General features: G+C 63.7%; 15 protein-coding genes and 1 pseudogene. 12 read left to right on the top strand and 4 right to left on the bottom strand.

Features of this window, described 5'->3' with window-relative positions; translation table 11 throughout:
- The 3 genes from GMA12_RS06995 to GMA12_RS19530 form a co-directional block, all read left to right on the top strand.
- The coding region (locus GMA12_RS06995) for a hypothetical protein (protein ID WP_206064647.1) at window positions 1-639 on the top strand (639 nt) is incomplete at its 5' end.
- A 53-nt stretch (window positions 640-692) separates the two neighbouring features.
- Window positions 693-1,010 carry a PAAR domain-containing protein gene (locus tag GMA12_RS06990; protein ID WP_162459581.1) on the top strand — a complete coding sequence of 106 codons (318 nt, stop codon included), beginning with the start codon at window positions 693-695 and terminating at the stop codon, window positions 1,008-1,010.
- Window positions 1,011-1,077: 67 nt separating this feature from the next.
- A complete protein-coding gene (locus GMA12_RS19530; RefSeq protein WP_162459580.1) occupies window positions 1,078-1,251 on the top strand; it encodes a transposase in 174 nt (57 codons plus the stop codon).
- Between the two features lie 203 nt (window positions 1,252-1,454).
- Here the strand turns inward: GMA12_RS19530 and GMA12_RS06975 are convergent.
- Window positions 1,455-2,234 (bottom strand): annotated as a pseudogene (locus GMA12_RS06975) (IS5 family transposase).
- A 187-nt stretch (window positions 2,235-2,421) separates the two neighbouring features.
- Between GMA12_RS06975 and GMA12_RS06970 the strand changes: the two are divergent.
- From GMA12_RS06970 to GMA12_RS19245, 7 genes are all read left to right on the top strand, one after another.
- Window positions 2,422-2,862, top strand: coding sequence for a hypothetical protein (locus GMA12_RS06970; RefSeq protein WP_156268447.1), 441 nt, complete (start codon window positions 2,422-2,424; stop codon window positions 2,860-2,862).
- A gap of 22 nt (window positions 2,863-2,884) precedes the next feature.
- Window positions 2,885-3,469 (top strand): hypothetical protein, encoded by a 585-nt coding sequence (locus tag GMA12_RS06965; RefSeq protein WP_156268445.1) that lies wholly within the window; start codon window positions 2,885-2,887, stop codon window positions 3,467-3,469.
- A gap of 94 nt (window positions 3,470-3,563) precedes the next feature.
- Entirely contained in the window at window positions 3,564-4,139 is a 576-nt protein-coding gene (locus tag GMA12_RS06960; protein ID WP_156268443.1) for a hypothetical protein, read from the top strand.
- Window positions 4,140-4,254: 115 nt separating this feature from the next.
- Window positions 4,255-4,446 carry a hypothetical protein gene (locus GMA12_RS06955; RefSeq protein ID WP_156268441.1) on the top strand — a complete coding sequence of 64 codons (192 nt, stop codon included), beginning with the start codon at window positions 4,255-4,257 and terminating at the stop codon, window positions 4,444-4,446.
- Window positions 4,439-4,672 (top strand): hypothetical protein, encoded by a 234-nt coding sequence (locus GMA12_RS06950; protein ID WP_156268439.1) that lies wholly within the window; start codon window positions 4,439-4,441, stop codon window positions 4,670-4,672. The genes GMA12_RS06955 and GMA12_RS06950 overlap by 8 nt, the downstream gene beginning before the upstream one ends.
- Window positions 4,669-4,845, top strand: coding sequence for a hypothetical protein (locus GMA12_RS06945; protein WP_156268437.1), 177 nt, complete (start codon window positions 4,669-4,671; stop codon window positions 4,843-4,845). The genes GMA12_RS06950 and GMA12_RS06945 overlap by 4 nt, the downstream gene beginning before the upstream one ends.
- Entirely contained in the window at window positions 4,842-4,973 is a 132-nt protein-coding gene (locus tag GMA12_RS19245) for a hypothetical protein (RefSeq protein WP_276607363.1), read from the top strand. The genes GMA12_RS06945 and GMA12_RS19245 overlap by 4 nt, the downstream gene beginning before the upstream one ends.
- Window positions 4,974-4,987: 14 nt before the next feature.
- Here GMA12_RS19245 and GMA12_RS06940 read toward each other — a convergent pair whose 3' ends face one another.
- The 3 genes from GMA12_RS06940 to GMA12_RS06930 form a co-directional block, all read right to left on the bottom strand.
- Window positions 4,988-5,545 (bottom strand): hypothetical protein, encoded by a 558-nt coding sequence (locus GMA12_RS06940; protein WP_156268435.1) that lies wholly within the window; start codon window positions 5,543-5,545, stop codon window positions 4,988-4,990.
- Between the two features lie 168 nt (window positions 5,546-5,713).
- Window positions 5,714-6,391 (bottom strand): TY-Chap2 family putative peptide chaperone, encoded by a 678-nt coding sequence (locus GMA12_RS06935; protein WP_156268433.1) that lies wholly within the window; start codon window positions 6,389-6,391, stop codon window positions 5,714-5,716.
- A gap of 141 nt (window positions 6,392-6,532) precedes the next feature.
- Window positions 6,533-7,504, bottom strand: coding sequence for a DUF5655 domain-containing protein (locus GMA12_RS06930; RefSeq protein ID WP_156268431.1), 972 nt, complete (start codon window positions 7,502-7,504; stop codon window positions 6,533-6,535).
- A gap of 1,146 nt (window positions 7,505-8,650) precedes the next feature.
- Between GMA12_RS06930 and GMA12_RS06925 the strand changes: the two genes are divergently transcribed.
- Together GMA12_RS06925 and GMA12_RS06920 are read left to right on the top strand one after the other, a co-directional pair.
- Window positions 8,651-10,387, top strand: a complete 1,737-nt coding sequence (locus tag GMA12_RS06925) for a hypothetical protein (protein ID WP_156268429.1) — start codon at window positions 8,651-8,653, stop codon at window positions 10,385-10,387.
- Window positions 10,388-10,427: 40 nt separating this feature from the next.
- The gene (locus GMA12_RS06920; protein ID WP_156268427.1) at window positions 10,428-11,567 is read left to right on the top strand and encodes a hypothetical protein; all 1,140 of its coding nucleotides are present in this window, start codon (window positions 10,428-10,430) and stop codon (window positions 11,565-11,567) included.

Here is an 11,567-nt window from a genome sequence, read left to right as displayed (position 1 = left end):
GCCCCACCGGAGGAGAGCGCCCCACCGGAGGAGAGCGCCCCACCGGAGGAGAGCGCCCCACCCACGGAGTCCGTCCCACCCGAGCCGGTCCCAACTCTCCCGCTGCAGGTCACCTTCACCGATACGCAGGGGGACACGGTCTCGGACGTGTATCCGCCGTGGCCCGACCAGACGGCGACCGGTCCCTTCACCGTCACAGGTGTCACCGTCGAACGGACCGTCGGTGACACCGGAACGTTCGACCTCATGGTCATCGACGAGCAAGGCGAGCTCACCCTATGGCTGCAGCAACCCCTCGCCGAGGTGGTGCCCGAGAAGAGCCTCGTCCAGGAGAACGCGCAGGAAGAGGAGGCCGTCGGAGAAGCCATGGCGAACAGGTTCAGCCAGGACGTCAAGTTACGGGACGCGGTCGAGCAATTGGGGCTGGAGCCGCCTGCTACGGATACCGATGACGGCGGAACAGACGAGGAGACCGCGCCGAGCCCGACCGCCGCGCCGGTCCAGCCATTCACCGTCCAGCCGGGCGACAAAATAGTCCTGGCCGTCCGCTGCGACATCGCAGGCAGCCCTGCCGGGGGCCAGTGCATTGAAAGGGTGACCGTATCCGGCAAGCACGAGCCGACGGAGGGCGGCGGGTAGGCCGCCGGAGCCCAGCACCGCAGGACCCGCGCCACAACCGACAGGAGGTTCCTGTGTCCACAGGACCCGCGCTGCGCGCCGGCGACACCGCACTGTGCCCGCTGACCGACGGGCCGAAGCCTCACGTCGGGGGGCCGATCACGCCCGTGGCCGCCGTGCCGACCGTGTTGATCGGCGGACTCCCCGCGGCCGTGGCCAACGGCGTCCCCGGCGGCGTCGTCTGCGTCTCGCCCGCCCCCAACGGGATCGCCACGGGCAGCGCCACGGTGCTTATCGGCGGATTCCCCGCCGCTAGGCTCGGGGACTTGACGCTGCACGGCGCGCCGATCGCCCCGGGGCCAGGCCTGCACACGGTCGTCATCGGGGGCTAAGAGATGGTTTCAATAGTCGTGGCTGAGGCATTGAGCGCTGCCTGCCCCACTGGTGATCATGGCTGCCATGGTGAGCCAGAGATCTTCCGGGCGACAGCTCAGTGATCAGCTGTGGGAGTTGCTGGAACCACTGATCTCACCGCCTCCTCCGGCCAAGAACGGACGCACCGGGCAACCTCGGGCCGATGACCGGGCCGCCCTGGAGGGCATCCTGTTCGTGGCCGAGCACGGCATCGCGTAGAAGATACTGCCCATCGAGCTGGGCTTTGGCTCCGAAATCACCTGCTGGCGCCGGCTGCGGGCCTGGCAGGAGGCCGGGGTCTGGAACAAACTCCACCGCCTCGTGCTCGAGAAGCTCGGCCGGGACGGGACGCTCGACTGGTCGAAGGCCTACCTGGACTCGGTGAGCGTCCGGACGAAAAGGGGGTGAGCTTAGAGATGGTTTCAATAGTCCTTCCCGGGCAGTCGTCGGGCGCAGATGACGGTGATGGCCAGGGTCGCCACGGCGGTGATGGTGGGCGCAGTGTGGTCGTAGCGGATGGCCAGGCGGCGGAAGGCCAGCAACCAGGAGATGGTGCTTTCCACGACCCAGCGGTGCCGGCCGAGGCGTTCGCTGGAGTCCACCCCGATCCGGGCGATCCGAGCGGTGATGCCACGCCGGCGAAGGTAGCGGCGCACCCGGCGGAAGGCGCACGGCCTTGTCCGCGTGCAGCTTGACCGGTCTCCGCCGAGGACGTCCCGGTCCTGGGCCCTTGACCGGCGTCAGTCCGTCCAGGATCGGCTCCACCAGCATGGAGTCGTGCCGGTTGGCTCCGCTGATCGCCACGGCCAAGGGCAGCCCGTCGGCCGTGACCAGCAGGTGGTATTTGGTGCCGTGTTTGCCGCGATCCGTGGGGTTCGGGCCGGTCAGCTCGCCCCCTTTTTCGCCCGGACGCTGACCGAGTCCAGACAGGCACGGGACCAGTCGAGTTGGCCCTCCTGGCCGAGCTTCTCGAGCACGGCGCGGTGAAGCTTCTCCCACACCCCGGCTTCCTGCCAGGCCCGCAGCCGGCGCCAGCAGGTGATCCCGGAGCCGTAGCCCAGCTCGGTGGGGAGTTTCTTCCAGGCGATGCCGTGCTCGGCCACGAACAGGATGCCCTCCAGCGCGGCCCGGTCATCGGCCCGAGGTTGCCCGGTGCGTCCGTTCTTGGCCGGTGGAGGAGGTGTGATCAGCGGTTCCAGCAGCTCCTAGAGCTGGTCGCCGACCGGCCGCCGAGACGCTCTCTGACTCGCCATGGCAGCCATGATCACCACCCTGGCCGACCCCGCTCAATGCCTCAGCCATAACTATTGAAACCATCTCTTAATTCTCGTTGCCTGTACCTGCAGGCGGCTATCCCAAACGCCCTTCGAGCGACTGGAGCACCCACCGATGACTACATCCAGCAAGCCGCACTTTCTCTTGGTCAGCAAGGGATTACTCGTGCCATTCGCCCTGGTCGTTTTCATGACTTTGCTGTACGTGGCCGGCGTACCTTGGGTGGTCGTCGCATTGGACGAGTTCTGGGAAGGGGTGGACCGCTTGGCTGCACACCCGCGCCTCATGTCCTTCCTTACCGCCCTGTCTTGGGCTGTCGCGGCCCTTTTCGTCTACCGCTTCTACCGTTTGTACCTCTGGGACAAGCGCGTGTTCTCCGCGCTGGAGGCGGTCGTGGCCCCGTCGTCGTCGAGGCAGCATTTGGCCTGGCGTTCGCTGACCCACCTCGCCACGGCCGAGGGACTGCCGAAGAACGAGCGGGATTGGCTGTCGGCCGTGCTCGAGGATCTCCACGAGCGGGGAGTACACCAGCCAACGACGTCCCCGGTCTGTTAAGTCTGCGGGAGGGGATGATTCGATGAACGTCCAGATGGAAGCTCTTGTCATTCAGTGGCCGTGGTGGCTGGACTACGTCAATGCCCTGGCGTGGGTTGGGAGCTCCCTCGCGCTGGTCGTCGCCGCCTACTTTTTGTGGCGCACTCATACGTTGAGGAGGCGCTCCGACATGCGCTCGGGGCAGTGGGAATCACTGGCCAGAGCGATCGACCAAGCACTCGATGCTCAGGAATGCCACCAGCTGCAGATCAGGATGCTCATGCTTGTGCAGTTGGCGCGGCAGCACGAGTTCTGGTTCGGCGATGTCCAACTGCTCGGCGACGTCAACGACGTTCTGGCCCGTCGCATTGTGGCAGGGGAGCTGTGCTCCGACAGTGCATCGAGCTCTGAGATCGTCGTTGGACCTCCGGCTGTCGATGGGGAGGCAGTCGCACGGCCGCTCGCCGGAGCGCAGGAGGAACTGTGGAAACAAGAGGAGCAGAGTTCGCTCGGGGTTATTCGCGTCGAAGTGCTCCAACAAGAGGTGCCATACCGGTCCCAGCAGGAGCGCGAGCTGCTGAAGCTGTCCAACGAGCTCCAGCACATCCTTCGCCGCTCACAGCACTGAATCAGTGCCTGACCCGTGTGCCGATGCAAACACGGATCCTCTCGGGTGGCTAGGTTGGGGACCTAACGCCCTATACGTACAGGAGGCACCGGGCATGGGCAGCACTTCGTCGGCGTATCGCTTTCCGCACGGGAATACCCCGCACCAGTGGAAACTGCGTACCTGGGCCGAGGCGACGGTGCCGAAGCTCGAGGACGTCGCCTCTCACTACGGCGATTACATCTCCTACGGGGAACTTGCGGCGTACCTGTTTGAGCGCACCAACGTTCGCACCGATCAGCGGCTGGATTACTGGATCCGACACGTCCTGGGCATGGTCCTGGACTACTGCGACGCCATGGGACTGCCGGCACTGCCGGCGCTGGTCGTGCAGAAGAAGACCGGGATGGTCGGCCCCGGCTTCAGCGCCTGGCTCCCCAAGATCGGCCTTACCCCCACACAAGAGCCCCAAGTCCTGGAATGGGTCGCAGCCCAGGAACGGCTCAAGTGTTACCGGCACTTCGGAGCACTCGTCCCGCCAGAGGCGCGACCGACACCCACACGCGAGTACGCCGCGCTGCTAAACCGAGATGAGCGCAACACGTCGAAGCGGACACCGGAACCTGAGGCGACATGCCCGGGGTGCGGGACGGTGCTCCCTATGTCCGGGCAATGCGACACCTGCTCCTGACCACCACCTCATCGCCGTGGCGGGCCCCGCTGACTCGGTTGGGTGACTGACACCCACGTCTTGGCAGGGGCCGAAGACCGTAGCGGCCGCCTCGGCCACCGGTCACACTGGTTACATGGACACCGAGGCCAACCAGGAGCGGGTGCAAATGGTGCTAGCGCGCGTCCGCAAGGTATGGCCGCATGAGGTGGCGGAGGAGTGGCTGCACGGGTACAACGACGTCCTGGAAGGCGCTCGGCCCATCGACCTGGTCCGGCGCGGCCGAACCGACGAAGTATTGGCAGCGCTAGAGGTGGCACGTGCTTGACACCGAAATGGCGGGCTCCGAGGAAGTGAGCCCGGAGTACGCGCGGTTGCTCGATGCGGAGCGCTACTGGTGGCGTCGCATCGAGTCCGAGCACGCGTTCGCCGACGCCACGGAAGCGGAGACCGAGCGCATCCGCGCAGGCCGCCTCCTCGGCCATCACCACGGGGACACCTACCGCCGCCCGCCTTTCAATTCGATGCAGACACCGGCGAGATCCTGCCGGTGATCACCGCTCTGCTGGACGCCATCCAGGGGTACCAGGTGCCGGCCGACGAGGTGGTCATGTGGTTGTGCACACCTTCGGCCTACTTCGAGGAACAGGACGAGCCCGTAAACCATCTGCATGATCCAGAGGGCATGCTCGCCGCGGCGCATACCCAATTCGGAGCTCAGTGGTGAGCGCTGAAAACCCTTCCGGCGACGACCGGGAACAGGAGCCGAACCCGGGCGAAGCCCGCGTGCAACAGTTGACCGCGAAGACGCTGGAGCGCTACGAGCGGCTGCTACGACGCCTGGCCAAGGAGTAGACCGGTCCGCACCGTCAGGGCCGGCGAATCGAGTTCAACGCTGCCATCCGCTCGGCTTCAGAGAGGATCCCGCCCATCGGGGAGACTTCCCGCATCTCGATCCCGTCGACCTCGACCGAGAGGAGCACGGCGCGGATTCCGTCGACGTCACCCGCCTCGACGAGGCGCCGCCACCGGGTGAGGTTCTGAACGTGCGGTCGCCCCTGTACCCCGGTCTTCAGCCGGTCGAGGTTGGCCAGGATGCGCGGAGTCCACGACGCCAGGGCAGCCGCGTCCAGTCGCTCGGCCAGCACACGATGGAGCACCAGCGTGCGTCGCTCGGAGATGTTCACGACCCCTCCGGTCTTCTGTTGACGGCGGTGTCTGTCGGCTCGCTCCTGCACCACCGAGGTAGGCACCGCCAGCACTCGCGCCAGGCGTTCTATCGGGATGCCTGCATCAATTTCCTCGGCCAGCAGTTGGTCGGTCCGACGAACGATCCAGGCCACTTCCTCCGCCGGATTCGACTTCGGGGCGCGCTTGATGGAGCGCCAGTAGAATCGGCTCTCAATGTGGCCGTCGTGGACTCCCACTGCCGGGTCCTTTCCTTCGCTCCCAACTTGAGCGTAGCGGTCTGAATCACTGCGACCACTGGCCCACAGTGCCGTCTGCACTTCGTCGGTGTCAGATGCCGGATTCGCGACCGTGGGCGTCGAAACCAATTTCTCAATCTGGTCGAGGAGGCACGCCGACGCTGATGATTAGCTTGTTGAGAGTGTGAATCCCATGAGTCGCCCGAAGTTGCGGGCGTCCTTGTTGTATCTGTCGGGTAAGACCACCGTTGCACCGTTTCGTCGATGGAGGATTGCGGGTTCGGCCTCGATGACAAACTCGGTGTCCTTCGATTTGGCGTGCCAGAAGCCGAACGGTTGGTCGGATGTCAGTCGTTCCACGGTCGGGTAGTCGGCGAGCCACTTGGCCCGGCCGCCACCCATGCCGGACGTGTCGAGGGTGCTCATGGAGATCTCGACTGGGATCCCGAGGGCGTGAAGTCGGGCGAAGGCGGCGAGCACTCGGTACGACAGCACTCGCGGCGTGGTCGGGGGCAGAGCGTTCACCCGGGGTAGTCCAACGCGCTTCTCCAGCAGAGCGATGAACTTCCGAGGGTCCGAGGCGAGGAACGTCGACCACTCGACCGGCCTCCATTCCAGCGTCTCTCCGCCCTGGCTCGAAAGGATGTGGATCCGTCCGACTCGGTTGAGGTCTATGTGGACGCCGCGTTCAGATCGGATGGCCAAGCAGTCGTATTGGCCTCCGCCGGGGTGATAGCGGGTGATGGTCAGTTCGGGGTGGCGCCGCGTCATCTCGGCCGCGAGTGTCCACGATGCGGCCTCAATCGCGGTCGCGGTGGGCGGGTCGAAATGGTTGGGGGCGTTCACCAGGGATACCTCGTCTCGAAGTTCCGTCGAGTTTTCGCGGGGGGCTGTCGTACGAATAGGTGACAGTTTGACCGATTCGTACATCCGTGCCTTGGGTTGCGTTCCTGTGTATCACGACGCTCGCGAGGTGGCTGGTTTGGTTCAGCCGTTGTCGTAGGCGCGGTCGATCAGTTCATAGGCCGGTTTCAGGTCCTCGATGCGTCGGACGGTCACCTCGAGGGCCACGGCGGGCTGGCGCTCGGTGGTGCGTAGATCGCGGGTGAAGCCGCTTTTGAGCTCTACGGTGTCCGGGTTGACTTTTAAGTGCAGGACAATTTTGCGCTCGTTTGGGCGGATCTTCAGCACCACGAGGTTCCACCTCCGATAGAAGGCGATGTAGCGCTTGAGCACCTTGCGATTGACTCCGTTACCCAGAAAAACGCAGTACTCGTCCAAGGCTTCGAACAGCTCCCGCAGTTGCGGGGAAGCTTGCTCGAGTTTTTCCAGGATCGGCGGACCGGTGTCGGAATCTTCGGCGACGGAGATGTCTTCGCCACTCTCCTCGTCCTCGGCCGGGCCGCGGGGCACTGCGAGGGTTGGCCTGCGGGCCGCGGTAGTAGTGGAGTCGGTGGCGTTACTGTGCACTAACTCCAGGCTTAGTAGCTGTCCGCTGAAGTCGCGGTAGGAGATCAGGTCGATAGCCCGGTCAATGAGTTGCACGGCTTCGATGTCATATCGGCTGAAGTCGGTGGCTACGCAGATGAGTCGCGGAGCCGACCAATCGATGAGGTATGTGAAGTGGTGGTGTGCGCTTTCGCGCACCACTTGCTGGAAGTCGGCGCGGTGGTCCAGCAACCACTGCAAGTAGAACAGGCCTTGGTTAATCACGTTGTGGTTGCGAGTGCGTTTGTACTCGACGATCACCGGAGACCCGTTCTCGTCAATACCCAGCGAGTCGATCCGCCCCCGATGCCGCGGTCCAGTGCTGTGTTCAGAGGCCAAGAAATGAACCCCCAGCATGACCTCCATGTTGGATTCCACGAGGTTCTGCAGGTGTTTTTCCAACGGCACGTGAGAGCCTTGCAGCTCCACGGCCGCACCGCCGTCGATGCGGAACAGCTTGAGGTCGGACATGAGAGTTCCTTCCTGCATCGAGGGGCCGGCAGGGGCGGTGTAGGGGGCCGTTCAAACTCTATGTCCGCCGGATGACGCCCGGGTGCGCCACCGGTCACTGCCGGTAGACGGCCAGGGCGACTGCAACCAGGGTCACCTGATCGTACGGCAGTTCCCCATGTTGTCCCGTTCCGAAGCGACCCCACTGGTGGGACTTGGTGGTTCGGGTTCTCTCACCTGGCCGACGTGCTGGGATGTTGCTGAGGGATCCAGGGCAGCAGGCGCGCCCTTGTTGGGCGGTCGGATCACCCAACTAGACTCATTGCAAAAGCAAAAGTACTATGGGGTGCCAAAATCGCGATGAACAATGATGTCTTCGTCCGGCTGGACAACGAATTTAATGACCTTCGGCGTCGAGTCGATCGGGCTGCCAAATGGGGCGCCGACCGATCCCAAGCTGAGGCCTTGCGCAACGACTGCCTGCGCTTCCAGTCCCGGGCTCGTCAAGTCGGTTACTTCGCACTAGGTCTACGAGCGATCAACGACTTCATCTCCAACCCGTACAGCCCCAACCGCACCGCCGGTGGCGGGCCGCTCCAAGGGCGCTCTTCTCAGATGGCTACCATCGAAGCGGATATAGGGCGACAACGGGGCAGGGGTGGGCTCGTACCTCCGAAGGCCAGTAAGACCCCTGGGCCGACGCCTTCGCCGGCAGCGCGTACCAAGCCGGGCGAGCATTCATACACGGAACGGTCGAAGCCGCAACCGACGAACACTTCCCGCCGAAGCCCCGGCAATAACCAGCCAGGTCAGGCAAGTGTTGCGCGCAAACCTCCGTCGACACGCCAATCCGACCCTCAAACCGCGGATACGGCCGAGCCCGCGCGCACCCCAAGTGCGCCGAAGTCGAGGTCGCTTCATGACGACCACGGCGCATCCAGGACAAGAGTGCCGTCGACCACGCCGGCCCCGGCGCGACGGCAGGTGCCGATGCCTGCCAAGCCGCCGTCTCCTGCGCACGTGGGGAAGTTCATGGGGCGGCAGCTTAAGGTCACCGAGTCCTCGCCAGACCCTGTTGCTCGCGCTGGAGTCCATCGTGCACAACGCCGTTCCGGCGCGGTATATCGGACCTATTTGACTGCTCGGCCCGGGACGTCTTTCAAGGACATGCTGAAGGTGGTCCAGGAGTGGCTGAACAGCAAGCACATCGACATCAGCGTCCGGCAGAACGAACGCTCAGTGCATGCGGACGGTCAATTTGTGGCCGAGACGGAGAGGGCCAACGATGGGCAAGATCTATTCCGGCTCCGCCTGATCGAGAAGAGCCGAGAGCAACTCGCCACCTACACCACTGATCTTGTCGTGAGCGGCGGTCACCAGCCCTGGGTGTGGATCGACATCCGCAATGACAAAGATCACTACGTTGCGGTGCCCAGAGTGGCCCGGGACCTGTTAAGCCAATTCCCGCTCTACGACGGTTCCTGGCGGATGCAGTCGGACGCCGTCCTCATTGACCGGGAAGGCATCGACGTCCTCATCGAGGCCTTGAAGGACGGCAGGCGACGAGTTCCTTTAGTGCTGGCCGGATCGGAACCACATGCTGACATGGAAGAGCTGTTCCAGGGCGCGATGGACGAATGGGGCCAACAGGTGTACGGGCTCGGTGGAGTGGCACTGCTCGACCCGGAGGCTACCCGAGCTTTTAACACCGCAGTCGGCCCAGCTTTCCGGGTGGGCGCATGGAGTCTCCGCACCTACCTGCCAGACCTCGACCTGGATGAACCATCGACGGCGCACCGGCACAGATACCTAGGCACGCAGCGTCTTGTGGAAGACCGCCCAGGACGTGTTGCGACCCTGATGGGCAACGTCGCACGTTCAGTCGCGGCAACAACACCGGTGCCGGCAATCGTGCTGGAAGCTCTCCATCGACTCGACCACGAGTCGAATCGGCGACTCCTCGAATCGATCAGGACACCGCGCAGGACACTCCGTCCGATCCCTTCGACAACCATCCCGGAGAGTCCTTCCGCACCGGCCGAATCCCTGGAGGTCATCGAGCTCCGACGCCTGCGCGAGCGCATGGCCCAGGTGCAGGAGTGGCTGGAGCTTCCGTCGCTGGAGGATGAGCACCTTTTCGAGGTTGTGGAAGCCCTGGAGTTGAAGAGAAACCTTGGACCGGCGGCCGAACAGATTGCGACGAGGCTGTCGGTGCTTGAGGAGGAAAACAGAGACCTTCGCGTAGATGTGGCCGACTACGTCAAGATCACCGAAGAAGCAGAGAAAGACGCGGCGGACTCCGGAGCACGCGAATACAAGCTTCGAGAACAGGTGTTGTATCTCCAGAGCCAACTAGCCAAACACGAGAACGCCGAAACGGTGTACGGGGAGTTCCACGTTACCGAGGAGGCCCAGGTCCCCGAAAACATGGAAGACCTCGTGGACCGTCTGGACGAGCTGGAAAGCCAAGGGGTCTTCTTCACCGGGGACACCCGCATCGTCGAAGGGCTGGCACCTATCGACCATGCCGGCGGAGTCGTCCGGTCCGCATGGGAATGCCTCCTCGCGTGCGCCGGCTACTTGCAGGCCAAAAAGGATCAGGCCTTCAGCGGCAGCATGGACGAATACCTGCGGAAACAGACTCCCGGCTACCGCGTCGTGCCGGTCCTGAAGCATGCCCGGGGAGAAAGCGAAACGACCCGCAATAAGTACCGGCGTGAGCGGGTCTTTCCAGTACCACCAGAGGTCCGTGCCGATGGCCAGGCCTTCATGGAGGCACACTTCAAGCTGGGGCAGATCGGCATGGTCTCGCCGCGCATGCACTACATCGACGACAGCCAGGGCACAGGGCGCATCTACATCGGATACATCGGCCCGCATCTGCGCACGGATGGAACAAATTGATATGGTCCGGACCCTTGACCAGTAGAGCTAGCCTGCCGCAGTGAGGGACGACGAGAACATGGAGGAGCTTGCTGACGACATTGGGGAGATCGGCGATGCAAAGGAGCATATCGATCTCACGCCCAAGCAAGAGATGACTCCGCGCAGAACCATGGAGAGCATCCAGCGGTCGCTGGCTCCCACGGCCAAGCTCCAGACGTTCACAATTTCCGATTCCACCCTGAAAAACATCGCCGCCATCTCACGGGTCGCTGAGACTCAGCAGGCTACGGTAGCCAGTGCCATGAAGCCTCTCCTCGATGTGCAGTCGGCCTGGCACAAGCAGTTCGTCGTCATCAACAGCGACATCTTTAAAAGCCTTGACTTGACTCAGGCCAGCCTGAACCTGGTCGCTTCCCAGCTCACTGGGAACACCGACTTCGGCATCGCACAGTCGGCAGCCAAGTTCGCCGCGCATCAGACAACCTGGCTCAAGGGCATCGGTCCGGCGATTGCTGCGATGCACGCTGCGTTCTATCCGCCAAACCTGCGAAGCATCGAAAGTCTGCAGTTTGAGGAGGTCGAGCAAATTGTCATGGTCGACGGCATCCCGCTCTACGGTCTGCCGCGCGCTGCTACAGCGGAAGCGTTAATCCGGGCCGATGGAGCGAGCAAGCGACGAGACATACTCGGTCGCCGGTGGAAGACCATCTCAGCCGACTGCCGCACGGCCGTCGAGGGCTGCACCTCCGGAGCGGTTGCTCCCTACATCTCCTTCGCTGTGGCTGCGCTCGACGCTCTGGACGCAGGGCACACCGAGGCCGCTCAGGCGCTCGCTGGATCCCTCGTGGACGCCATTTTGAACTCGTACTTCGGGAAGAACCGCACCAAGTACACGCCCGATCGGAAGGGCAAGCGGACGAAGGACGCTTATGACGAGTTCAGCGTCCGGCAGTTCATCGCCTTCGCTCCCTTGTGGCAGACGTACCAGCAGTTCTTCGTCACCGACGGGGACAAAGTGCCAACAACCTTCAGCCGCAACGCCACGGCGCACACGGTGAGCCCGCGCCAGTTCAGTCGACGCAATGCACTTCAGGGTTTGATGGTCGCGTGCAGCCTGCTGTACCGCCTTGATGAGGAAGCCGCAATCGCAGAGTCGGACGAATCAACGATGGCCGACGGTGCATCTGAATCCAGGTAA

It is taken from the genome of Kocuria sediminis (assembly GCF_009735315.1).
In the GTDB taxonomy this organism is placed as follows: domain Bacteria; phylum Actinomycetota; class Actinomycetes; order Actinomycetales; family Micrococcaceae; genus Kocuria; species Kocuria turfanensis.
The sequence above is the reverse complement of the archived record's forward strand: the minus strand, read 5'-3'. Positions and strand labels throughout refer to the sequence as shown.